Origin of the sequence: Mycobacterium attenuatum (genome assembly GCF_900566085.1) — a bacterium.
GTDB classification, from domain to species: Bacteria; Actinomycetota; Actinomycetes; order Mycobacteriales; family Mycobacteriaceae; genus Mycobacterium; species Mycobacterium attenuatum.
Genome location: NZ_UPHT01000008.1, coordinates 19,726 through 44,602, shown reverse-complemented (window position 1 = coordinate 44,602; position 24,877 = coordinate 19,726). Strand labels below are relative to the sequence as shown.

Here is a 24,877-nt window from a genome sequence, read left to right as displayed (position 1 = left end):
CCCCACGGACGTGGACACCGCCACACGCGGGCAACTGCAGTAAGCCCCGGTGCAGGGAAATCCATGAGCTGGCTTGTACGATACGATGCCGTGTCTATTTATGATAGCCTAACCTTAACTGCTACAAGGAGCGTCGATGCCAGCGTCCACCGGCCGCGCAACGGGGGCTGCAGAATGCACCCGCAGCGCGCGGGCACATCGGGGAACCACGCCTAATGCCGAGCGTCAAATCCACCGGGCCTGCGGGGACGTCCGCACTGCACTACTGCAGGCGCTTGAATTACTGTCCGTCGCGACGGTCCCCCGGCCCGGACGCGACGACGTGTTCCGGGCATACAGCGACTTGGGCTGTGTCCAACGTCACGTCTTGCTGGCCCTGCATACCACCGATCTGCTCGACCAAATGGTGGGCACCCAGCCCGAACACCGTCAGCCCTGGTCGTACTACCGCGGCCGGATCGGCATGAAGTTGCGATCAATGGGTCGCCGGGAACACCAAGCGACCACCAGCGACACGGCGCGCTGACCGGGGCACAAGGGTTGGCCGGCGCTACTGCGCCAGCCGCTCCTCGGCGAGCGGCGGTTCCCCGCCCCGGGCATATCAGGCCACATCAGCCGATCAACGTTTGAGCCCGGCCCTCACGGCTGTCTTTGCCGGTACGCAGGCAAAGCCGGCGTCGCCCCTCCGCCACATCGTGGCGCCAATTCCTGGGCACGCGCGGTGCCGCCGAATGCCGATCCACGCAAGTCCTTGCGCCAATAGCAGATGGCCGCATGCGCGGGCGGCATCTAGGCTCCGCACTGCCCACCGGTGACCCTCTACCGGTACTTCCAGCTCCGATAGCTCGTTTGCCCAGCAGCCGCAAAAGCCCCCGACACGCCGAGCGTGCGGGGGCTTTTGCGGCTGCTCGCGCTACTGGGCCAGCCGCTCCTTGAGCGCGTCGAACTCGTCTTTGACGCCGGTCGGCAGTTTGTCACCGACGAACGCCAGCCACTCCTCGATGAGCGGCAGTTCCGCGCGCCACTCCTCGTCGTCGACCTTGAGCGCCTCGGCCACATCGGCCGGATCAACGTCCAACCCGTCCAGGTCCAGGTCCTCGACGGCCGGCACGGTGCCGATCGGTGTGCTCCGGCCACCGGCCTTGTGCTCAATGCGGTCGACGATCCACTTCAGCACGCGACTGTTCTCACCGAAGCCGGGCCACAGGAAGTGCCCGTCGTGGCCGCGGCGGAACCAGTTGACGAAGAACACCTTCGGCAACTTGGACTCGTCGGCGTTCTTGCCCAGGTTGATCCAGTGCTGGAAGTAGTCCCCCACGTTGTAACCGAGGAACGGCAGCATGGCCATCGGGTCCCGACGCACGTTGCCGACCTTGCCCTCGGCCGCGGCGGTCTGCTCGCTACCCAGGGTGGCACCGATGAACACCCCATGCTGCCAGTCGCGCGCCTCGGTGACCAGCGGAACGGTGGTCTTGCGGCGACCGCCGAACAGGATTCCCGAAATCGGTACGCCCTGCGGGTCGTCCCACTCGGGCGCCAGGATGGGGCACTGCGACATCGGCGTGCAGTATCGGGAGTTCGGATGTGCTGCTTTGGTTTCCGTTTCGCGGATGTACCAGTCGTTGCCCTTCCAGTCGATCAGGTGGTCGGGCTCGCCCTCCAGGCCTTCCCACCAGACCTCGGCGTCATCGGTCAGTGCCACGTTGGTGAACACCGTGTTGCCGGCGGCGATGGTGCGCATGGCGTTGGGGTTGGACTTCCAGTTGGTGCCGGGCGCCACCCCGAAGAAGCCGAATTCCGGGTTGACCGCGTACAGCCGCCCGTCCTTGCCGAACCGCATCCAGGCGATGTCGTCGCCGAGCGTCTCGGCGCGCCAGCCGGGGATGGTCGGCTGCAGCATCGCCAGGTTGGTCTTGCCGCACGCCGACGGGAAGGCCGCCGCGAAGTAGTACGCCTTATTCTCCGGTGAGATCAGCTTGAGGATCAGCATGTGCTCGGCCAGCCAGCCCTCATCGCGGGCCATGGCCGAGGCGATGCGCAATGAGTAGCACTTCTTGCCGAGCAGCGCGTTGCCGCCGTAGCCCGAACCGTAGCTCCAGATCTCCCGGGTTTCGGGGAAGTGGGTGATGTACTTGGTGTCATTGCAGGGCCACGGCACGTCCTTTTGGCCCTCATCTAGCGGGGCGCCGACGGAATGCAGCGCCTTGACGAAGAACCCATCGTCGCCGAGCTTGTCCAGGGCGGCCTTGCCCATGCGCGTCATGGTCCGCATCGAGACGACGACGTACTCGGAGTCGGTGATCTCCACGCCGAGCTTGGGGTCATCGGCCCCGAGCGGACCCATGCAGAACGGGACCACGTACATGGTGCGCCCGCGCATGCAGCCGCGGTAGAGGTCTTTCATGAGGGACCGCATTTCGTCGGGGTCCATCCAGTTGTTGGTGGGGCCGGCGTCGGCCTCGCGTTCGGAGCAGATGAAGGTGCGCGACTCCACCCGCGCCACATCCGACGGGTCGGACAGCGCCAGGAAGGAGTTCGGGTGCTTCTCCGGGTTGAGCCGGGTGAACGTGCCCGCCTCGACCAGCTGATCGGCGAGCCGCTGGAACTCTTCGGCCGAGCCGTCGGTGAACACGACCCGGTCAGGCTGCGTGAGCTCGGCGACCTCCTCTACCCAAGACAGCAGGCCCTGATGATTAGTCGGCGCGGTGTCCAAACCGGGAATGGTCGCTGAGGTCATCGAACTCTCCTGAGATTCTGCTGCGTATCTGCGGCTAGTTGTCGGCGTATATCGGCTTCAAGATCTATCTGGGGTCGGTTTATGCGTTCGCTAGCGCGATGGTTGACCCGGTGTGCGTATTAATACAGGTTATCGCGCATCACTTGTCGCGGAAGGCCAGGGCGGGTATAAGCCTCCTCACAAGACCGATTCAGAAGGATCAAAAACCTTCACATTTGCTGCTGTTGCTGCCGTTGGCAGCCGACCGCGGACCGCTGGTAGCCGGCTCGGCGATACCGCCGGATCGGGCGCCAACCGTGGGTATACCCGGTTCACCCAGTTCGCTACGCACCGCGTCGAGCGCGGCCTGGATGGCGGGCATCTGCCGGTCCCGCAGGGCGGCGGCTCGCGCCGCGGCGACGGCATGTTCACGCAGTTCCCTGTCGATGACGCTGACCTGATGGCTCACCCGCGCGTTCACGGCCTCGTCGCGGGCGCTCAGCGCGGAGCTCAGCAGCGACTCGGCGGCCAGGACCTGACCTGCGACCAGTTGATCCAGCGCGGACCGCAGCTCCGATGCGACATCACCCGTCCAGCGATCCAGCACGGCGCGGTCGCTCAGCAAGCCGCGAGTGTTGACCACCCACCACGTCAACGCCAAACCGAGCACCACACATGCGACGATCCCAGCGCCGGTGAGCCAGGGGTTCAGCCCGGGGTTGAGCCGGGGCGCCAAGCCGACCAGCAACCGGCTCAGCGTCAGTGCCGCGCCCAATCCGAAACCGGCGCCCAGCACCACCATGAGCCGGGTCTCCAGCCGCCGGGACTTCAACGGTGGCGCCGGCCCGGCGACCGTGGGCGGCGTCTCGACGGGTGCACGCTCGACGGGCACGTCCAGCGCGTGCGCCACGTCGGCGAGTCTGCGCTGAACCGCCTCACTCACCTCGGCGAACGCCCCGGCGACCCGGCTGCGGGTGTCCATTTCAAACTCGGCGATCTTGCGCCGCGGCAGCGCCGCGACATCCTCCTGCAGCTCCCCGCGCAGCGCCGAACAACGGTTGCGGGCCAGGTAGGACAACTGGACCCGGGCCTGCTGGATCTGACCGCGCAGCGCAATGGCGTGCTCAGTTCTCGACTGACGCCGCTGCCGCAGCACCGCGCTGCGTTCTGCACGCAGGGCGTCCACCCGCGCCCGCCGGCCAGCGCCCTCGGCGTCACGGCTCAACCGCTGCGCGATCGTCTGCAGCCGCGATTCCCATGCCCGCAACCTGTTGCGCCGGGAGATGTCGGGATCAGCGAGCTGGCTGTGCAGCGTGGTGACCAAGTCGTCCGTATGCGGTGGCCCCAGCTCCGGAGCGGCGGTCGCGCCCACCCAGGGCACCGCGGCGTAGCGCGCCGCATGTGCCGCCAGCCTCGCCCGGTTCGCGGCCAGCACTTCACGCCAGCTGCGGTGGACATCGATCTTGGACGCCACCGCGAGCACCACGTCGGTGTGCTCGGCCGCGGCATCCAGTAGCAGGCAGTCGGATGCGGTCAACGGGGCGGCGGCGGAGACCGCGAATACCACCGCAGTCGGCGCGTCGCCGGGGGCCAGCTGCGGCGACTCGACGAACTCCTGTTGCGGCACCCGTTGCCGCAACGCGGCCACCACACTGCTGACACCGGCCAGCCAGGGGCCGGTCACCAGGACCACGTCGCGGCGATGGATCACCGGCGGATCCGCCTTGGGACCGATCGCCGCCACCAGCGCGTCAACCCGGGCCGCCGGGTCGTCGCGGGCCGCGCCGATCATCGGTGCTCCCCCGACTCGGCGACCCCGCCCGCCCGCGACCAGAGCCGAAGCGATCCTCTGATGATGTCGGCAGCGCACGCGGCGTCCACGCCGCCGGCCCGACCACCGCGGGAACGGCGGTGACGCTGCCATCGCACCGCCCGTCGTAGCTGCGCGGACACCTGGTCCTGCGGGTCCGCAGGCTGGACATGCGGCCCGGACACCGCATCCAGGGCGGCGCTCATCCGGGCCAGCACCATGTCGTCGCCCGACAAACACCGCGCTATTCGCGGGTCGGTCACGGCCATCGCCTCGAGTGTCGTGACGGCCTCCAAGATGCGCCGATAGCGCGTGCGGCCCCCGGCGGCCACCACCCGATCGGCGACGGCGTCGACACCGCTAGCCCGGCGTAGCAGGTCCCGCACCCGCGCCGGCGGCGCGCCCCGCCGCACCGCCGCGACGGCAACCGCGATGCCGAACAGGTCGAGGGCCTCCAGCAGTCGCATCCGCATCGGGGCCGGCACGGCGAGCTCGGCGGACAGGAAGCCGTCGAAGGATCCGTCGAGGCAGGCCAAACCGCCATCGTTAGCAGCCAGCGCCCGCAGCGCCGGCCAGTACGCCTCGTCGAGACCGTGCAGTGCCGCGGCAGCAAGCAATCCGATCATCGGGACGACGGGAAGACCGAGCACCGCGGAAAGACGCGCGCAACGGGCCTGGGCCGCGGCCATCGGTCCGGCGCCGTGGAAGCCACTCAGATCCGCCTTGTTCAGCACCACCACCAGCGGCTGCCGCGCGTCATGGACGGCGGCGACAGCCTCGCGGTCCTCGGGTTTGGGCGCCTCGGCCAGGACGTACACCTGCACGTCGGCTCCCGCAGCCAACGCGGAGCGGGCCACCGACAACCCCGCGCCGGCCAGCGCGTGCGCCACCGTCCGGCAACCCGCCCCTGGGCGCCCGCCGACCGCCACCCGAAGCGGTTTCGCGACGCGCGCGGCGATCGGCTGAACCCGCTGGTCACCGGTGCGGCCAGCGAGGCGCGTCAGTTCGTCGACGAAAAGCTGATACCCCTGCCCCGTCATATTCCCCTGCTCGGTCACATCACACCGACACCGAATGGTGGCAGCTGCGAACCCCGCCCCGCCAGCCACACGTGAACGCGGGAACGCATCTAGTCGGTTACCAAAGACCATCAGCTGTCGATAGCGGCGAGCCCCCAGACGTCAGGTTATCGCCGACGGCGGCTCTGCCGGCTCGACGCTGACCAGTTCGGTCAGACCGCTGATCTCGAGAACGGGCATCATTCTCGGGGTCGCGACCAAGTGCAGGTGATCGGCGTGCACGTAGAGGGCGTTGATGGCTTTGCTGTCTAGGTACTCCACCGCGCTGAGGTCGACGGTGAGCCTGTCAGCGCTGCCCAGGGCCTCGCGCAGTGCCTTCGCAAACGCGTCGACGTTGCTCATGTCGATTTCTCCGACCGCTATCAGCACCGGCCTGCCGTCGTTGCGGCGCTCGGTTGACAGGGTCAGCGGTGTGGTCATCGGGAGATCCTCGCGTAAAGGTGAACGGTGGTGCCGAACGTGCCCGCCTGGATGGTGACATCGTCCATCAGAGTGCGCATCAGGGCGATGCCGCGGCCGCGGTGCGAGTCGGGCACCGGCCGCGGAGGTCTCCACGAGCCGGTGTCGGTGATGGTCAGCTGCAGTCGGTCCGCCAGGGCGATGGCGCGCAGGCCGATGGTGCCTTCGGGGTTGCGGCGGTGCCCGTGCTCGATGGCGTTGGCGAGGGCTTCACCGACGGCGATCAGCACGTCCTGTGCCTGTCCGGGGCGGATCATGGCGCGCGCCAGCCAACCCCGTAGCGCGCTGCGGGTGGCGGCCAGCTGGCCGGCCCGGGCAGGAAGGTCGATCTCCAGCGGGCCGGGCTGGCGATAAAGCAGCAGGGCCACGTCGTCCGGGTAGCCGCCGCCAGGGTTGAGCCCGGACATGATGCGGGTGGCCAAGTCTTCCAGCGCGGCGGCGCCGCCGTCCCGTACCAGCTCGATGGCCTCGGCAATGCCCTGGTCCAGCGGACGGCGGCGACGCTCCACCAGCCCGTCGGTGTAGAGCAGCAACGTCGCGCGGGCCGGGATGGTCAGCCGCGCCTCGGGGCGGGCCCACTCGGTGCGCACCCCGAGTGCGATGGTGCCGGCCGCGTCGAGAATCCGGGCGGTGCCGTCGGCATGAACCATGATGGGCGGCGGGTGGCCGGCGCTGGAATACACCAGCTCACCGGTGTCGGGGCTGAGCACCGCGCAGAACGCGGTAGTGCACTGAGCTCCGGGGAGGCGCGCGGCGAACCGGTCCAGACCAGTCAGTGCGACGCCCGGGCTGAGGTGCTCGAGCAGCAACGCGCGGCAAGCACTGCGCAACTGTCCCATCACGGTCGCCGCGGCCAACCCGTGGCCGACGCAGTCCCCGACCACCAGTGCGAGGCGCCCGTCGTCAAGGTCGACCACGTCGTACCAGTCGCCGCCGACTTGCAGCGGCCGGGTGGCCGGCTGGTAGCGGACCGCGAATCCGCCGGGCAGACGCGCGGGACCCAGGATCGCGTGCTGAAGCGCCAGGGCCGTTTCGCGTTGCTGGTCGAGCTGGTAGACGCGTTGCAGGCCCTGCCCCAGGCGACCGGCGAGCGCCGTCAGCAGAGTTTGGTCTTCGGAGGTGAACGGCCGGTTTTCGGCCAGCTCGATCCAGATCACCAGCACCCCTCGCGGGTGTTGCAGCACGATGCCCGCCGTCCCCGGGGCCGTTGCCTGGGTGGTGAGCAGGTCGGCGTTGCTCAGCGCGCTGATCGCCGACCGAGTACCAGCCGGCAGCTCGGCCCACCCTACGGGATCACCCGCCGACACCACCTCCGGTTCGCCGACCGCCGGGGCTTGGGGGTCAACAAGGCGGCCGGGCAGCGTGACGGCCAGCGCCCGCCGTGCCCGCCACAGCTCACGCAGCACCCCGACCGCGGCGCGCATTGCCGCGTCGAGGCTGTCGGCCTGGACCAGTTGCTGATTGAGTGCCGCCAACGCGGTCTGGCTTTGCACGGTGTAGTGCTCGGCGGTGACGTCACGGAAGGTGCCGACCATGACGCGCCGGCCGGTATCGGGGTCGTCGACCTGATTGAAGTTCGCGTTGATCCAGATCCGGTGTCCGTCCTTGTGGCGCGCGGGAACGGTGTAGGTGCCGTGGGTGTGAGTAAGAAAGTGGGCGAACGCGTCCGCGAACTGCCGGTAGGCCTCGGGGTCGGTGCCGGGGTCGGGCCACCACGGGTGGGTCTGCACATAGGGAAGACCCTCGGGACCGTAGCCGAGGATGTCGGTGAACGCGCTGTTGATCTCGATGACGGTGCCGTGCTCGTCGCACACGAAGAAGGCTTCTTGCAGCGAGTCCACCAGGGCGGTGCGCCACCGAGCATGGTGATTGCGCAGTCGCGTCATGTCGACGTTGGCGCGCACCCGGGCCAGCAGTTCAGCGGCGGCGAACGGCTTGACCAGGTAATCGTCGGCGCCGGCGTCGAGCCCTTCCACGGAAGCCTCTTGCCCGGCGCGCGCGGACAGCAGCAGCACCGGGACCGCGGCGGTGCGGGGATCCGCGCGCAGCTGTGCGACCAGCGCAAGACCGTCCAGCCGGGGCATCATCACGTCGCTGATCACCAGGTCTGGCACCTCGGCGCGGATTGCGCTCAGCGCCTGCCGGCCGTCGCTAACGGCATCGACGCGATAGTCTGCACTGCGCAGTAGCCGGGTGAGGTATTCGCGCATGTCGGCGTTGTCGTCGGCGATCAGCACCCGGGCCCGATTGGCCGGATCCGCCGAATCCGCAGTGTTCACACCGTCCTCGGTCGCCAGTGCTGCCGCCGCGCCGTCCGCCATCGCGTCGATGTCGGCGGGCAGCCAGCGCAGTGCTTCCTGCAGGTAGGCATCGGCCGCCGAAGTTGCCCGCGTGGGCTCCCGGGAGGCCAGCGCTCCGGGCGGCAGGTGCGCCGTCCCGTACGGCAGCCGGATGGTGAAGGTGGTACCCACACCCTGGCTGCTGTCGACGGTGATGCTGCCGCCATGCAGACCGACCAGCTCCTTGACCAGGGCCAAGCCGATTCCGCTGCCCTCGTTGGAACGGGCCTGCACGGTTTCGACGCGGTGGAACCGCTCGAACAACCGGGGCATCTCGGCCGCCGGCACCCCGGCTCCGGTGTCGCCGACCGTGACGACTGCGGCGCCGTCACCGCGGCCGACGCGCACGGCGATCGACCCCTCGAAGGTGAACTTCAACGCGTTGGACAGCAGATTGAGCACCACCTTCTCCCACATGTCGCGGTCGACGTAGACCGGTTCGTCCAGCGGCACGCAGGCGACGACGAAATCGAGCCCGGCCCGCTCCACGGCGGACCGGAACACGCTGGCCAGCTCGGCGGTGACGGCGGAGAGGTCGACCGGCTCGTAGTACGCCCGCATCCGACCGGCCTCGATGCGGGAAAAGTCCAGGAGGGTGTTGACCAGCTTGGCCAGCCGCAAGCCGTTGCGGTGCACGACCTCCAGCTCCTGCCGCGCCTGCTCGTCGAGCCCGGCTGCGCGACGCCGCAGCTCCGCGACCGGCCCGGTGATCAGCGTGAGTGGAGTGCGGAACTCGTGACTGATGTTGGAGAAGAAGGTGGTCTTGGCCCGGTCCAGCTCGGCGAGCTGCTCGGCCCGCTGCTGCTGGGCCCGATAGCTGCGGGCGCTGGCGATTCCGGCCGCGAGGCGGCCGGCGACCAACTCGACAAACCCGCGGTACGCCGCGTCGAACCGGCGGTAGCGGTTCAGTGCGGCCACAAGGAATCCGAAGGGCGGAGCGCCTTGTTGCAGCAGCGGCACCACCAGCGCCTGCACGGGCGGTTCGGGCCAGTCCCCCGCCGGCAGCTGTTCGAACGGGCCGCCGTCGAGCTCGACGAGCACCGACTGCCCGCGCGCCGCCTGCTCCACCGGCCACACCGCGGACCCGTCGGCGACCAGCATCGCCGGAACCGCGGGATGCCCGGCGGGAATCCCGCTCACCGCGGCCAGCCGCGCGGCTCCGCCGCCGTCGAGCACGCCCTCGTCGGACACAGCTGCGTCGAACAAATAGGTCAGCGTGAACGGCAGGTCGCGCGCGTCATGATCAAGCTGGGCGACGGCAAACGCCAGCATCTCGTCCTCGGTGCGCACCACGCTGGGGTCGGATCCGAGATCACGCAGGGTGGCCATCCGGCGCTCATTGATCACCCGGTCGGTATCCTCGCTGACCACGCACAACATGCCGACGACGTGCCCGTCGTCATCGCGCAGCGGGCTGTAGGAAAACGTGTGGTATGTCTCCTCGCGATAGCCCGACCGCTCGAGGAACAACAGCAGCGCCGCATCCCAGGTCGCCTGTCCGGTGGACAGCACCCGCTGGATCCGTGGGCCGATGTCATCCCAGATCTCGGCCCACACCTCGCGGGCGGGCCGGCCCAGCGCCCAGGGATACTTCTGGCCCAGCGTGTCGCGACGGTAGGCGGCGTTGCAGAAGAACGTCAGCTCCGGTCCCCACGCCATCCACATGGAAAAGCGTGACGACAGCAAGATGCTGACGGCGGTCCGCAGGCTCTGGGGCCACCCGGCGGGCGGCCCGAGCGGCGTGGCCGACCAATCCACCCGCGCGAGATCGCGGCCCACCTCGCCGTCGGCACCAAAAATCGCGCCCTCGGCGGGCAGCGCCGGCCCGCGCTCGGTTTCTGCAGCGCCCACCATTTCGATCCCTCTCGCGAAGGTCAGCCGCCCGGCCCTCAGCGCACGCTCGCCGGGCGGACAGGCATTGGAAAGCCTTAGTAAAAGGTTTGCCGCCACCGCTGGGCGCGAATCAGAACATTGGCAGATTCACACCGTACCTCTCGGCGGTGCAAAATCATGAGCACTCGGTGGCGGGGTCAGGTGCGCGGCTTGCCGGGCGGCGCTGTCCGCTACCAGCCAAAGGCAACTGTTGGATATCAATCTGGGCCAGGAGCGGCTACACCTGCGTTTCATGAGCGACCATGGACAAATGCATGCGCAACCCGAGGTTGGGTTACGTCCCGACTCGCCGGCTTCGCCCAGCACCGGGTCCGGTGCGCAAGACCGGGGCAGCGCATGGGGCTATCTGCCCGCCACCAGCTTTCGCTCACGACGTGCGGCGCTGTCGAGCGCACAGCAACAGACCTGGGAGCGGCGATGGCCGGCGCTGGGCGTCGACGCGCTCGGCGCGTCGCCGCACCGGGTGCCCTTGGACACCAGGGCGTGGTTCGGCCGTGATGCACCGCTGGTGCTGGAAATCGGCTGTGGCAGCGGGACGTCCACGCTGGCGATGGCACACGCCGAGCCCCATCTCGACGTGATCGCGGTGGAAATCTACCGCCGGGGGCTGGCGCAGCTGCTGTGCGCGATCGACAGTGCGAACGTGACCAATATCCGGCTGATCCGCGGCAACGGGATCGACGTGTTGAAAGACCTGGTCACCTCGAATTCGCTGTCCGGGGTTCGGGTGTTCTTCCCCGATCCCTGGCCCAAGGTGCGACACCATAAGCGCCGGCTGCTGCAGCCCGCCACGATCGCCCTGATCGCCGACCGGCTAATCCCCGCAGGTGTGCTGCACGCCGCGACCGACCATCCCGGCTACGCCGAGCACATCGCCGCCGCCGGCGACGCCGAGCCGCGGCTGATCCGCGCCGACCCCCGAACCGACTCCCTGCCGATCTCGGTGGTTCGCCCCACTACCAAATACGAAACCAAAGCCCAAGACGCCGGCAGCGCGGTCAGCGAGCTGGTCTGGAGAAAACCGAAATCAGATGACTAAATGAGCCTTACTGAAGACGTGAGCACGCAAACGTCGGAAACCGTCGCGGCAGCCGCGGTGCCACCGCCACCGTCGGTGCTGGCCGGTGGCTTGTCCAAGGGCGGCCTGACGGGACTGGCTCCGACGCCGGGACGGGTCCTGCTGGTGTGGGATGCTCCCAACCTGGACATGGGATTGGGCTCCATTCTGGGGCGCCGCCCGACCGCGCTGGAACGGCCCCGGTTCGACGCGCTGGGCCGTTGGCTGCTGGCTCGCACCGCGGAGATCGCCGCCAGAGCACCCGGCGGTGAGGCCCTGCGCGCCGAACCGGAGGCCACCGTCTTCACCAACATCGCCCCCGGCAGCGCCGAGGTGGTGCGTCCCTGGGTGGACGCGCTGCGCAACGTCGGGTTCGCGGTCTTCGCCAAACCGAAGATCGATGAGGACAGCGACGTCGACCGCGACATGCTCGAGCACATCGACAAGCGCTACCGGGAAGGACTGGCGGCGCTGATGGTGGCCTCGGCCGACGGTCAGGCGTTCCGGCAGCCGCTGGAGGAGATCGCCCGCGGCGGAATCCCAGTTCAGGTCCTTGGATTTCGTGAACACGCCAGTTGGGCGCTAGCGTCGGATACCTTGGAGTTCGTCGACCTGGAGGACATTGCCGGTGTTTTCCGGGAGCCGCTCCCCCGAATCGGCCTCGATTCGCTACCTGAGCAGGGGGCTTGGCTGCAGCCGTTCCGGCCGCTGGCCTCGCTGTTGACCTCGCGTATGTGAGCAACCGAACGACTGAAAAGAGAATGCGCGGGGTCGCTAACGATCCAGTAAGGAGATTACGTGTTCGCCTGGTGGGGTCGAATTGTGTACCGCTACCGGTTCATCGTAATCGGCGTCACGGTAGCGCTATGCCTCGGCGGCGGAATCTTCGGGCTGAGCCTGGGCAAGCACGTCACGCAGAGCGGTTTTTACGACGACGGCAGTCAGTCGGTCAAGGCGTCAATACTGGGCGACCAGGTCTACGGCCGGGATCGGACCGGTCACATCGTCGCGATCTTCAAAGCCCCGGATGGCAAGACGGTCAACGACCCGGCGTGGTCGAAGAAGATCACCGACGAGCTCAACCGATTCGTGCAGGACCATCCCGACCAGGTGATGGGCTGGGCCGGCTATCTGCGCGCTCCCGACACGACCAGCGCCGTCGTCAAGGGGATGGCCACCGAGGATAAGAAGTACACCTTCGTGTCCATCCCGCTCAAAGGCGACGATGACGACACCATCCTGAACAACTACAAGGACATCGCGCCGTCGCTGCAGAAACTCGACGGCGGCACCGTTCAGCTGGCCGGCCTCGAGCCGGTGGCCGAGGCACTGACCGGCACCATCGCCACCGACCAGCGACGGATGGAAGTGCTGGCCCTGCCGCTGGTGGCCGTGGTGCTGTTCCTGGTATTCGGCGGCGTGATCGCGGCCTGTCTTCCGGTGATGGTGGGCGGTCTGAGCATCGCGGGGGCGTTGGGAATCCTGCGCCTGATCGCGGTATTCGGGCCGGTGCACTTCTTTGCCCAGCCGGTCGTGTCGCTGATCGGCCTGGGTATCGCGGTGGACTACGGGCTCTTCGTGGTGAGCCGGTTCCGGGAGGAGATCGCCGAGGGATACGACACCGAGACGGCGGTACGACGCACCGTCATGACAGCCGGCCGAACGGTCGCGTTCTCGGCTGTGCTGATCATCGCCTCCGGGATCAGCCTGTTGATGCTGCCGCAGGGCTTCGTGAAGTCGCTGACCTACGCGCTGATCGCGGCGGTCGGTCTGGCGGCGCTGCTGTCGATCACCCTGCTGCCGGCCTGCCTGGCCGTGCTCGGCCGCCACGTCGACGCGCTGGGTGTGCGGACCCTGTTCCGGGTGCCCTTCCTGCGCAATTGGAAGGTGTCGCGGGCCTACCTGAACTGGCTCGCCGACCGGCTGCAGAAGACCAAGACCCGCGAGGAGGTCGAAGCCGGCTTCTGGGGCAAGCTGGTCAACTGGGTGATGCGCCGGCCGCTGGTGTTCGCCATCCCGATCGTCCTCGGCATGATCTTGCTGGTCATCCCGTTGTTCAACCTGTCGCTCGGCGGCATGAGCGAGAAATATCTGCCGCCCAACAATTCGGTGCGCCAGTCACAGGAGCACTTCGACCAGCTCTTCCCCGGCTACCGAACCAATCCGTTGACCCTGGTGATCCAGTCGACCAACCACCAGCCGGTCACCGACCAGCAGGTCGCCGACATCCGCAGCAAGGCGATGTCGATCAGCGGCTTCATCGAGCCGGACAACGACCCGGCGAACATGTGGCAGGAACGCAGCGTCGCGCCCGGCGCGTCCAAGGATCCGTCGGTACGCGTCCTGCAGAACGGGCTGATGAACCCTGGCGATGCGGCCAAGAAGCTGCAAGAGCTGCGCGCGATCACCCCACCGAAGGGGCTTGAGGTATATGTCGGAGGCACTCCGGCCCTGGAGCAGGATTCGATTCACAGCCTGTTCGACAACATGCCGGCGATGCTCGTCATCCTGCTCACCGCCACCACGCTGCTGATGTTTTTGGCCTTCGGGTCGGTGGTGCTGCCGATCAAGGCCGCGGTGATGAGCGCGCTGACGCTCGGCTCCACCATGGGCATCTTGACGTGGATATTCGTCGACGGACACGGCTCGGGGTTGCTGAACTTCACGGCGACCCCGCTGACCGCACCGGTCATTGCGCTAGTTGTCGCCGTCGGGTATGGCTTGGCCACCGACTATGAGGTATTCCTGGTCTCCCGCATGGTGGAGGCCCGCGAAAGCGGCATGTCCACCCAGGAGGCCATCCGGATCGGCACGGCCACCACCGGCCGCCTCATCACCGCCGCGGCCCTGGTCCTTGCGGTGGTCGCCGGATCGTTCGTGTTCTCCGACCTGGTGATGATGAAATACCTGGCCTTCGGCCTGATGGCGGCGCTGCTGCTGGACGCGACCGTGGTGCGGATGTTCCTGGTGCCCTCGGTGATGAAGCTGCTCGGCGACGACTGCTGGTGGGCTCCGCGCTGGATGCGGCGAGTGCAGACCCGCATCGGCCTCGGCGAGATCCAGCTGCCCGACGAACGCAAGCGGCCGGTCACCGACGGCCGGGTCGCCCGGCCTCCGGTCACCGCGGGCCTGGTTGCTGCCGGCCCACGCCCCCCGCACGATCCGACTCACCCGTCGGCGCCGGAATCGTCGCAGCGCGGATCTGCCCGGGCGGAGATCGGGCCCGCTCCCAGTGCGCCCTCCAGTGCGGGCACCAAGCAGATGCCGATCAAGGCCAACCAGCAAAGCGAACCGCCGACTACTCGGCTGTCCGCACCCGGCAAACCGGGAACATCGGATCGCGGATCAAGCAGCCCGGCGCCGGCCCAGCCAAAGACCCGGCAACCCTCGCCCACCCCACCGCCGGCCCCGTCCGCGGGTCAGACCCGCGCGATGCCGATTCCCGGGAACCGTTGCGGCGATACCGACTCGGCTGATGCCACGGCCAAGCTGCCGGTCCAACGGCCCGAAGACAGCGACTCCGACGCGGCCACCGAGCAGCTCAACGCGCGCGGCGGCCAGGGCGACAACGGCGCGGACAGCACGCGGCGCCGGCGCGGCGCCGGCGGCCTGTCCGCCCAGGACCTGCTGCGCCGCGAGGGACGGCTTTAGATTTCTCCGCGCGGCCCGCCTTCGTCGGTCACGTCGGGGTCGTCCGGTTGGGCCTGCAGGATCGCCGACGGCTCTTCAGGCGGCTCTTCGGCGGCGGCGGCCGGGTCCTTGGCCAGCAGCACCTGCATCGCGTTGTTGAGGAAGGCGACCGTCGGGACGGCCAGCAAGGCTCCCACGATGCCGGCGAGGACGCCGCCGGTCGAGATGGCCAGCACCACCGCCAGCGGGTGAATCGAGACCGCACGACCCATCACAAGCGGCTGCAGCAAATGAGCTTCGAGTTGGTTGACGGCGATGAGCAAGCCGAGCGTGATCAGCGCGTACACCAGCCCCTTGGCCAGCAACGCCACCACCACGGCCAGCAAACCCGAAATCAACGCACCCAGCAACGGAATGAAAGCGCCGAGGAACACCAGGGAGGCCAGTGGCAGCGCGAGCGGCACACCCATGATGGCCAGCCCGGTGCCGACACCGATCGCGTCGGTCAGGGCGACCAGGAAGGTTGCCCGTACATACCCGATCAGCGATGAGTATCCGGCGCGCCCGGCCTCGAGGACCCGCTCACGGGCGTGGGCCGGCACGATCTTGGCGACGTACTGCCAGATGTTGCGGCCGCCGTACAGAAAGAAGATCAGCGTGAACAGCACCAGCACCGCGGCGGTGAGCAACTCGGTGATGGTGGCGGCGGTGGAGATGGCGCCGCTGGTCAACTTGGCCTGATTGTTGCGCAGCGCCTCGATCGCGGCATTACCCGCATTGTCGATCTGCTCGCGGCGCAGGTGCGCCGGCCCTTCGATCAGCCACCTGCGGCTGGAGTCGATGCTGCGCTCGACCTGTTTGACCAGATCGGGCAGACCCACGATGAACTGGCTGATGACGAAGGCCAGGATGCCGCCAAGGATCGCAAAACCACCCAGCAGCACCAGCGACACCGCGGCCCCACGCGGCACCCCCCGCAGGTCCAGCCAGTCCACCAGGGGCACCAGCAACGCGCTCAAGATCAACGCCAGCAACACCGGAACGACGATGATCTCGAGCTTGCCGATGACCCAGATCACCGCGAGCGCGGCCGCGAAAATGACCAGCAAGCGCCAAGACCATGCCGCGGTCCTGCGAACTAGTGGAGTTACCGAAGCGTCGTCGAGACTTGCCGACATCCGGCAAGCCTAGCCGGGCCGCGGTGCCCGGCTACCGCAAAGCCTGGCCGGGCGCGGCCGAGACGGTGATAGTCGCTGCCCGCCACGATCCGGTCACGACCCCGGAACGACCCTGACACAGTCGATGACGTGCGGAGATCGCCGTGCCACCGGCGCGGTTACCCTTATCCGGTGTCGCACGACGCCCCCGTCCGCAAGCTCGTCGACCGGCGCGAAGAGGCGCCGCGCGGCAAGTACTGGTGGCTGCGCTGGATGGTCTTGGGCATCGTCGCAATCGTGTTGGCCGTCGAGATCGCGCTGGTGTGGGACCAGCTGGCCAAAGCGTGGATGAGCATCTATCAGGCCAACTGGTGGTGGTTGGTGGCTGCCATGGGGGCAGCGGCGGCCTCGATGCACAGTTTCGCGCAGATCCAGCGCACGCTGTTGAGATCGGCCGGGGTACACGTCAAGCAATTACGGTCCGAAGCCGCCTTCTACGCGGCGAACTCACTGAGTACCACGCTGCCGGGCGGTCCGGTGCTGTCGGCCACCTTCCTGCTGCGCCAGCAACGCATCTGGGGTGCCTCGACGGTGGTGGCGTCGTGGCAGCTGGTGATGTCGGGTGTGCTGCAGGCCGTCGGGCTGGCCCTGCTCGGGCTGGGCGGCGCGTTCTTCCTGGGCGCCAAGAACAACCCCTTTTCGCTGCTGTTCACCCTCGGCGGTTTCGTGGCGTTGCTGCTGCTGGCCCAGGCGGTGGCGTCGCGGCCGGAACTGATCGAAGGGATCGGTAACCGGGTTCTGTCGTGGGTCAACTCGCTTCGCGGTAAGCCGGCCGACACCGGCGTAGCGAAATGGCGGGAAACGCTGACGCAACTCGAGTCGGTCAGCCTGAGCCGGCGCGACCTGGCAGTGGCGTTCAGCTGGTCGCTGTTCAACTGGATCGCCGACGTGGCCTGCCTGGGCTTCGCCGCCTACGCCGCCGGAGACCATGCCTCGGTCGCGGGGCTGACGGTCGCCTATGCGGCAGCCCGCGCGGTCGGCACCATCCCGTTGATGCCGGGCGGCCTGCTGGTCGTGGAGGCGGTGCTGGTGCCGGGCCTGGTATCCAGCGGCATGGCCCTGCCCAATGCCATCTCGGCGATGTTGATTTACCGGCTGATCAGCTGGCTGTTCATCGCCGCTATCGGCTGGGTGGTGTTCTTTTTCATGTTCCGCACCGAGAAGGTCGCCGACACGGATGCCGACGACCCGCCGACCGACCCCGAGCTGGGACGCATGCTCCCGATCCAGCGCCGCTTTGCCGACGACCCGTCCGAAACCGCCCTACAGGGCCCCTTACTCCCGCCTGATCATGGCCATGAAAGCGATCCGGTGACTTAACGTCACAAGCGCCGCTGAGGTGACGGCCAGCCGCGTTCCCGGTAGCCGCGGGGGCATCGATCGCATCGGTTGCCAACGTCTCGGCCAGCATGACGAGCACGACGCCCGGCAGCGCGACGCGATCGAGAGTGGCTAGCCGCCCGCAGCGTTGCCGGCCTCTCCCGGCTGCGCGCATCCGGCGACCTTGGCGGGGTATCGCCGACCCACATCAACCGAGGTCGGGCTCACGGCGGCCTGTAGACCGCATCGTTGCAGCTCAGCAACCAATAAGCGGACATGATTGGTGGTGCTCTGCGGTAGGCTCGCGAGCACCACCGCGCGACACATACGGGGAGAACGACATCCAGCAGTTCATGATGCGCCTGAGCCGCAACCTGCGCAGATTCCGGTGGTTGGTGCTCACAGGCTGGTTCCTCGCATTGGCGCCGGCGATCTATCTGGCCATGACGCAGTCGGGGAATCTCACCGGCGGCGGCTTCGAGGTAGCCGGGTCGCAGTCGTTGCTGGTCCACGATGTCCTAGACGCTCAATACCCCGACCAGGAAGCGCCGTCGCTGGCGCTGGTGGCCACGCCCCGCCCGGACGCCAGTTTCCAGGACATCAACGACGCGGTCGCTCGGCTGCGGCGAATCGCCGGCGAATTTCCGGGTGTGTCGGAGGTGCCCAACCCCACCCAACGGCCACCGCAGCCCGACCGACCGTACGTGGTGTCCCTGCGGCTGGACGCTCGCAATGCCGGGACCAGCGATGTCGCCAAGAAGTTGCGCCAAAAAATCGGGATCAAAGGTGACAAGCCCGGACAAACCGCCGACGGTCGCGTGCGCCTTTACGTGATCGGCCAAGGTGCGCTCAGCGCCGCCGCAGCGGCCAACACCAAACGCGACATCGCCGATGCCGAACGCTGGAACCTGCCGATTATCCTGATCGTCCTGCTCGCCGTGTTCGGCTCGCTTGCCGCCGCGGCCATCCCGTTGGCGCTGGGCGTCTGCACGGTCGTCGTCACCATGGGCGTGGTCTATCTGCTGTCGATGCACACCACCATGTCGGTGTTCGTGACGTCGACGGTGTCGATGTTCGGGATCGCGCTCGCGGTCGACTATTCGCTGTTCATCCTGATGCGCTTCCGCGAGGAACTGCGTACCGGGCGCCGGCCGCAGGAGGCGGTGGACGCCGCCATGGCCACCTCCGGGCTCGCGGTGGTGCTGTCCGGGATGACCGTGATCGCCTCGCTCACCGGCATCTACCTGATCAACACCCCAGCGCTGCGGTCGATGGCCACCGGGGCGATCCTGGCCGTCGCGGTCGCGATGCTGACGTCGGCCACGCTGACCCCGGCGCTGCTGGCCACCTTCGCCCGCGCGGCCGCCAAGCGATCGGCGCTGCTGCACTGGTCCCGGCGACCGGAAAGCACGCAGTCCCGGTTCTGGACCCGCTGGGTTGGATGGGTGATGCGCCGACCCTGGATGACGGCGTTGTCGGCATCGATGGTGCTGCTGCTCATGGCGGCGCCGGCGACCCAGATGGTGCTGGGCAACAGCCTGCTGCGGCAGTTCGACTCCTCGCATGAGATCCGTGCCGGGGTGTCGGCGGCCGCGCAGGCGCTCGGGCCGGGTGCGCTGGGCCCCGCACAGGTGCTCGTCACATTCCCCGACGGCGGCGCGTCCACGCCGGCACACAGCCAAACCATCGCGGCGATCCGTGAGCAGATGACGCGGGCTCCCGACGTCGCCTCGGTGGCGCCGCCGAAGTTTGCCGTCGATAACGGCAGTGCGCTGCTCAGCGCGGTGCTGTCGGTCGACCCGGAGGACATGCGCGCCCGGTACACCGTCGACTGGATGCGAACCCACCTTCCCAAGACCGCCGGTGGGGCACACATCGACGTCGGCGGACCGACCGCGCTGATCAAGGACTTCGACGACCGGGTGTCGGCGACCGAACCGCTGGTGCTGGCCTTTGTGGCCCTGATCGCGTTCGTGATGCTGCTGATCTCCATCCACTCGGTTTTGCTGGCGCTCAAGGGCGTGCTGATGACGTTGCTGTCGGTGGCGGCCGCCTACGGCAGCCTGGTCATGGTCTTCCAATGGGGCTGGGCGGACAAGCTGGGCTTTCCGCAGTTGAGTTCGATCGACAGCACGGTTCCCCCGCTGGTCCTGGCGATGACGTTCGGGTTGTCGATGGACTACGAAATCTTCCTGCTGACCCGGATCCGAGAACGATTCCTGCACACCGGCCAGACCCGCGACGCGGTCGCCTACGGGGTGAGCACCAGCGCGCGCACCATCACCAGCGCCGCGCTGATCATGATCGCGGTGTTCTGCGGATTCGCTTTCGCCGGCATGCCGCTGGTGGCCGAGATCGGCGTGGCCTGCGCCGTCGCGATCGCCGTGGACGCCACGATCGTCAGGCTGGTCCTGGTCCCGGCCCTGATGGCGATGTTCTCGCAGTGGAACTGGTGGCTACCGCGGTGGTTGGCCCGCATCCTGCCGTCGGTGGACTTCGACCGCCCGCTCCCCGAGGTCGACTTGGGCGACGTCGTGGTGATTCCCGACGACATCGCCGCCGCGATTGCCCCCAGCGCCGACCTGCGCATGCTGCTCAAGTCCGCGGCCAGGTTCAAACACCTTGCTCCCGACGCGATTTGTGTGGCCGACCCGCTTGCCTTCACCGGTTGCGGGCGCGGCGGCAAGGGACCCGAACACATTCCAGAACTGGTCAGAGACGGAAAGAACATCGCCGAATTCGCCGTGCCGGCTAGCTCCGGGGCTGCCTCCGGGGCTGCCTCCGGTGCTGCCGCGGGTGCTGCCTCGGGGACCAACACGAAGACCGTCGGCAGCGGCCAATCCGCGGCCAGCAAGGTCGGCCAGGCCTACCGCAGCGGCATTGCCAGGGCGATGTCGTGGGCCGAGCGCCCGGTGCACCCGGTTACCGTCTGGCGCGGGCGACTCTCGGTCGCACTCGACGCCCTGCAAACCAATGCCGCCGAGCACGCGGCCACCAGGGGCGGAACGGACCGGCCCCGGCTGGAGCGGCGCGGCCCGATCGAAACCACCAACGTCCAATTGCCCACCGGCGACCGGCTGCTGATCCCCACTGGGGCGGAAACGTTGCGGCTCAAGGGCTACCTGATCATGAGCCGTAACAGCAGCCGCGATTATGCCGAATTTGCTGACATGGTCGAAGCAATGGAGCCCGAAACCGCGGCCGTCGTGCTGGCGGGAATGGACAGGTATTACTGTTGTCAGCCACTGGATTCGTATTCGAGGCGGCAATGGATGGCCACCCAGCTGGTTCGCCGGCTTGCTGATCCACACCCGTCGGATGTCGACGACGACTGGCCCGAGCCCGATGCCGAGGCAAACTGGGAGGAGGTCAGGCAGCGCTGCCTGGCAGTGGCGGTAGCGATGTTGGAGGAGGCGAGGTGACGTTGGCCGCCGACCAGCGGAAACCTATGCCCGCTCCGCCACCGCGACGGCCTGGGCGAGAAACCGGCGAACCCGGCAACGACCAGCCAGTGGAGTTTTGGTCCACCGCCGCGATCCGCTCGGCTCTTGAGGGCGGCGACATCGCCACCTGGAAACGCATTGCCGCGGCGCTCAAGCGCGACCCCTACGGACGGACGGCCCGCCAGGTGGAAGAAGTGCTGGAAGGAACTCGGCCGTACGGCATTTCCAAGGCGCTGTCGGAGGTGCTGGAGCGCGCTCGTATCCAATTGGAGGCCAACGAGCGCGCCGAGGTGGCCCGTCACGTGAAGCTGCTGATGGATCGCTCAGGTCTGGGACGGCAGGAATTCGCGTCCCGCATCGGTGTAGAGGTCGAGAACTTGGCTTCCTACCTCGACGGCAGTGTCAGTCCGTCCGCCTCGCTGATGATCCGGATGCGACGGCTGTCCGACCGGTTCGTCCGGGTGCGCAATACCCGCGCGGCCGACAGCAACTGACTGACGGGTGTCCTAACGCTTAACGAGAATTGATCGGCGTCACGTCGAGCACCAGCCAGTCATTGCCGCGCTTGGTCAGCGTTACCCGCAGCGCCGGCGCCGCCTGACTGGTGGTCTGACCGGGCGAGTTCTGGGTAACCCGCAGAATCACCGCCACGCTGGCCGCCGCGGGCCCGAGCGCCTCCACCCCCGCCGACAGCGTGGTGGCCGTCGCGGTGACCTTGCGCTGCGCCAGGTCGGCACTGGACTTGGAATACTGCTCCTTGAATGCTTGCGCCCGGTCCGGGACCATCATGGCCGCGGCCCGATCCACCGAGGCATTCGGGGCCGTCGGCGAGAACGACGCCACCGCCTCGGCCATGCCGGTAGCAACCTGGACCACCGTTCGGGAGTCACGATCGAACTCACGGTCCGGGGTGGTCCAGTGGGTGTATCCGGTCACGACGGCTGCCACCAGGGCGGCCGTGCACAACAACACCACGGCCAGGCGCAGCCCCGGCGCGTCGTCGTCGGTGCCTACGGTGACGGCATCACGGCGAAACAGCCAGAAATTGACCGCCACACCCTCGGCGATCAGCAGCACCAACACCGAGCACGCCGAAATCCACCACCACGGCCAGCCGAGCACGAATCCGATCACCAGCAGTGCCGTGGCGGCCACCAGCGGCGCCGCGACGTCGAATACGGCCAGCCGCCACGCGTTTCTCGTCGGGAGTCTCACCGGATTGATTCCAGGCCGGAGATCATCAGTTTTCCGTCCACCTCGGAGACCTCGATCCGCAGGCTCCAGTGCACTGTCTGCGGTTTGGCGCCGGCATTCTCGGCGACCGACGTCGCTACCAGCAGCACCGAGTCCGTGCGGGTGGCGAAGGGCGGCAATTTGGTGGTCACCACCGGCCGGGCGCTGCCGGGCTGGGTGTCCAGGTCGTGGTGCACCGCTTCGATTGCCACCGCCTCGATGCGGCCGTTGCTGCGCGTCTGCAACTTCTCCACGACCTGCCGGTAGGGCTGCACGGCGGCGTCGAAATCGGTGTTGAGCTGTCCGACCGTCCCGTCGTGCAGCCGCTGCAGACTGGAGTCGATGTTGCCGGCGTTCATGTTGATCAGCACATCGGTCCATTCGGCGGCCGCGCGCATGACCCGACTCAGGTACACCCGCTCGGCGACCTCCTGACGGTGCGATGACCAGATGAGGGCGCCGAGCACGACTGCGGCCACCGACAGCAGCCCGAGAACGGTGGAGGCGATGCCGTAGTTGGAGAACATGGCGGCGCGCGACGACTCCGGCTCGTCGGGCTCCGGCGTAGCGTCCCCGGAGTCGTCGGCCGAATCGACCGCGGCGTCGTCGTCTGCCATGGCCAGATGGTCGCACCTGAAAGCAGATGGAAGGATGGCGGGGTGACAGTAGAGGCCATTCGCTCGGGAATCGACCTGAGCCACGTCGACGCCGCCGCCCGCCCCCAGGACGACCTGTTCGGCCACGTCAACGGCCACTGGCTCAAGGAATACGAGATACCCGCCGACCGGGCGACCGATGGGGCGTTTCGCCACTTGTTCGACCGGGCCGAAGAGCAGGTCCGCGACCTGATCATCGAAGCCAGCAAGACCGGCGCCCTGCCCGGAACCGACGAACAGCGCATCGGCGACCTGTACGCCAGCTTCCTCGAGGAGGACGCGGTGGAACGCCGCGGCGTGCAACCGCTGCACGACGAGCTGACCGCTATTGACAGCGCGCCGGATCGGGTCGCCCTGGCCGCCGTCATCGGCGCGCTGCAACGCACCGGCATGGGCGGTGGCATCGGCTTCTATGTCGACACCGATTCCAAAGACTCGACCCGTTACCTGGTGCACTTCTCCCAGTCCGGCATCGGCCTGCCCGACGAGTCCTACTACCGCGACGAACAGCACGCTGAGGTGCTGGCCGCCTACCCCGGCCACATCGCGCGGATGTTCAGCCTGGTGTTCGGCGACGACGGTGCAGACCAGGCCGACTACGCCGATATCGCGGCCCGCATCGTGGCATTGGAAAGCAAGCTGGCCGCCGCGCACTGGGACGTCGTCAAGCGCCGCGACGCCGAGCTCAACTACAACCTGCGCACCTTTGCCGACCTGGCGGTCGAGGGCGCCGGGTTCGACTGGGCGGGCTGGATCACCGCGCTGGGCACTACACCGCAAGCCGTAGCGGAATTGGTAGTTCGCCAGCCTGATTACCTGCACACGTTCGCGGCGCTGTGGGACAGCGAAAATCTCGACGACTGGAAGTGTTGGGCGCGCTGGCGGTTGATCCGATCCCGGGCCCCCTGGCTGACGCGCGATCTGGTCGACCAGGACTTCGAGTTCTACGGCCGCAGGCTCACCGGCGCCGAGCGGATCCGCGACCGCTGGAAGCGGGGCGTGGCCCTGGTGGAGACGCTGATGGGCGATGCGGTCGGAAAGCTTTATGTGCAAAGGCATTTCCCACCAGGAGCCAAGGCCCGAATCGACGCGCTGGTGGCCAACCTGCAAGAGGCCTACCGGGTCAGCATCAGCGAGTTGGCCTGGATGACGCCGCAGACCCGGCAGCGGGCGCTGGCCAAGCTGAGCAAGTTCACCGCCAAGGTCGGCTATCCGGCCACCTGGAAGGACTACTCCGCGCTGGTGATCGACCGTCACGACCTCTACGGCAACTTCCGGCGCGGCTATGCGGTCAACCACGACCGCGAGCTGGCCAAGCTGGGCGGCCCGGTCGACCGCGACGAATGGTTCATGACACCACAGACCGTCAACGCCTACTACAACCCGGGAATGAACGAAATCGTCTTTCCGGCAGCGATTTTGCAGCCGCCGTTCTTCGACGCCGAGGCGGACGACGCCGCCAACTACGGAGGGATCGGCGCCGTAATCGGACACGAGATCGGCCATGGCTTCGACGATCAGGGCGCCAAGTACGACGGTGACGGCAACCTGGTCGACTGGTGGACCGACGACGACCGCACCGAATTCGGCACCCGCACCACGACGTTGATCGAACAATACGAGCGCTACGCGCCGCGCGGGCTGGACGGTGGGCACCACGTGAACGGCGCGTTCACCGTCGGGGAGAACATCGGCGATCTGGGGGGGCTGTCCATCGCGCTACTGGCCTACCAGCTGTCGCTGCAGGGCAAGCCCGCTCCCGTCATCGACGGCCTCACCGGCGTGCAGCGGGTGTTCTTCGGCTGGGCTCAGGTGTGGCGCACCAAATCGCGTGCAGCCGAAGTGATTCGGCGGCTGGCGGTCGACCCGCACTCCCCGCCGGAGTTCCGGTGCAACGGTGTGGTGCGCAACATCGACGCTTTTTATGATGCCTTCGGCGTCACCGAACACGATGCGCTGTACCTGGCACCGCAGCACCGCGTCCGCATCTGGAACTAGATCCCGCGAACAGACGCGAAAGCCCCC

Annotated in this window: 16 protein-coding genes; 8 read left to right on the top strand and 8 right to left on the bottom strand. The window is 67.8% G+C overall.

Features of this window, described 5'->3' with window-relative positions; genetic code table 11:
* Positions 1 to 136 precede the first annotated feature (136 nt).
* A complete protein-coding gene (locus tag EET13_RS29810; RefSeq protein ID WP_136623077.1) occupies positions 137 to 526 on the top strand; it encodes a hypothetical protein in 390 nt (129 codons plus the stop codon).
* A gap of 387 nt (positions 527 to 913) precedes the next feature.
* Here the strand turns inward: EET13_RS29810 and EET13_RS01770 are convergent, their stop codons facing one another.
* The 5 genes from EET13_RS01770 to EET13_RS01750 all read right to left on the bottom strand — a co-directional run bounded on the left by EET13_RS01770 (position 914) and on the right by EET13_RS01750 (position 10,257).
* A complete protein-coding gene (locus EET13_RS01770; RefSeq protein ID WP_122440674.1) occupies positions 914 to 2,737 on the bottom strand; it encodes a phosphoenolpyruvate carboxykinase (GTP) in 1,824 nt (607 codons plus the stop codon).
* A 199-nt stretch (positions 2,738 to 2,936) separates the two neighbouring features.
* Positions 2,937 to 4,508, bottom strand: coding sequence for a hypothetical protein (locus EET13_RS01765; RefSeq protein WP_244603721.1), 1,572 nt, complete (start codon positions 4,506 to 4,508; stop codon positions 2,937 to 2,939).
* Positions 4,505 to 5,566: a hypothetical protein gene (locus EET13_RS01760; RefSeq protein ID WP_122440673.1), complete on the bottom strand. Its 1,062-nt coding sequence runs from the start codon at positions 5,564 to 5,566 to the stop codon at positions 4,505 to 4,507. Before EET13_RS01760 ends, EET13_RS01765 begins: the two co-directional genes overlap by 4 nt.
* Before the next feature lie 141 nt (positions 5,567 to 5,707).
* Positions 5,708 to 6,025 (bottom strand): STAS domain-containing protein, encoded by a 318-nt coding sequence (locus tag EET13_RS01755; protein WP_122440672.1) that lies wholly within the window; start codon positions 6,023 to 6,025, stop codon positions 5,708 to 5,710.
* The gene (locus EET13_RS01750) at positions 6,022 to 10,257 is read right to left on the bottom strand and encodes a SpoIIE family protein phosphatase (RefSeq protein ID WP_122440671.1); all 4,236 of its coding nucleotides are present in this window, start codon (positions 10,255 to 10,257) and stop codon (positions 6,022 to 6,024) included. Before EET13_RS01750 ends, EET13_RS01755 begins: the two co-directional genes overlap by 4 nt.
* Before the next feature lie 271 nt (positions 10,258 to 10,528).
* Between EET13_RS01750 and trmB the strand changes: the two genes are divergently transcribed.
* The 3 genes from trmB to mmpL3 are packed head-to-tail and all read left to right on the top strand — an operon-like array spanning position 10,529 to position 15,004.
* Complete coding sequence (trmB, locus tag EET13_RS01745) at positions 10,529 to 11,335, top strand: tRNA (guanosine(46)-N7)-methyltransferase TrmB (RefSeq protein ID WP_122440670.1); 807 nt, start codon at positions 10,529 to 10,531, stop codon at positions 11,333 to 11,335.
* Positions 11,336 to 12,091, top strand: coding sequence for an NYN domain-containing protein (locus tag EET13_RS01740; RefSeq protein WP_122440669.1), 756 nt, complete (start codon positions 11,336 to 11,338; stop codon positions 12,089 to 12,091). It abuts the gene before it with no gap.
* A gap of 60 nt (positions 12,092 to 12,151) precedes the next feature.
* Positions 12,152 to 15,004, top strand: coding sequence for a trehalose monomycolate exporter MmpL3 (mmpL3, locus tag EET13_RS01735; protein ID WP_122440668.1), 2,853 nt, complete (start codon positions 12,152 to 12,154; stop codon positions 15,002 to 15,004).
* Here mmpL3 and EET13_RS01730 read toward each other — a convergent pair.
* On the bottom strand, positions 15,001 to 16,161 hold the full coding sequence (locus EET13_RS01730) for an AI-2E family transporter (RefSeq protein WP_122440667.1): 1,161 nt from the start codon (positions 16,159 to 16,161) through the stop codon (positions 15,001 to 15,003). The genes mmpL3 and EET13_RS01730 overlap by 4 nt on opposite strands.
* Before the next feature lie 171 nt (positions 16,162 to 16,332).
* Here EET13_RS01730 and EET13_RS01725 point away from each other — a divergent pair, with 171 nt between their 5' ends.
* The 3 genes from EET13_RS01725 (at position 16,333) to EET13_RS01710 (ending at position 21,457) form a co-directional block, all read left to right on the top strand.
* Positions 16,333 to 17,520, top strand: a complete 1,188-nt coding sequence (locus tag EET13_RS01725; protein WP_244603720.1) for a lysylphosphatidylglycerol synthase transmembrane domain-containing protein — start codon at positions 16,333 to 16,335, stop codon at positions 17,518 to 17,520.
* A 353-nt stretch (positions 17,521 to 17,873) separates the two neighbouring features.
* Positions 17,874 to 20,942: an MMPL family transporter gene (locus tag EET13_RS01715; protein WP_122440665.1), complete on the top strand. Its 3,069-nt coding sequence runs from the start codon at positions 17,874 to 17,876 to the stop codon at positions 20,940 to 20,942.
* Positions 20,939 to 21,457: an XRE family transcriptional regulator gene (locus tag EET13_RS01710; protein ID WP_122440664.1), complete on the top strand. Its 519-nt coding sequence runs from the start codon at positions 20,939 to 20,941 to the stop codon at positions 21,455 to 21,457. The genes EET13_RS01715 and EET13_RS01710 overlap by 4 nt, the downstream gene beginning before the upstream one ends.
* Positions 21,458 to 21,476: 19 nt before the next feature.
* On the opposite strand, the gene EET13_RS01705 is transcribed toward EET13_RS01710, so the two are convergent.
* Positions 21,477 to 22,178, bottom strand: coding sequence for a hypothetical protein (locus EET13_RS01705; protein WP_122440663.1), 702 nt, complete (start codon positions 22,176 to 22,178; stop codon positions 21,477 to 21,479).
* Entirely contained in the window at positions 22,175 to 22,813 is a 639-nt protein-coding gene (locus EET13_RS01700; RefSeq protein WP_122440662.1) for a hypothetical protein, read from the bottom strand. The genes EET13_RS01705 and EET13_RS01700 overlap by 4 nt, the downstream gene beginning before the upstream one ends.
* Positions 22,814 to 22,855: 42 nt before the next feature.
* Between EET13_RS01700 and EET13_RS01695 the strand changes: the two genes are divergently transcribed.
* The gene (locus tag EET13_RS01695; protein ID WP_244603719.1) at positions 22,856 to 24,850 is read left to right on the top strand and encodes a M13 family metallopeptidase; all 1,995 of its coding nucleotides are present in this window, start codon (positions 22,856 to 22,858) and stop codon (positions 24,848 to 24,850) included.
* Positions 24,851 to 24,877 lie beyond the last annotated feature (27 nt).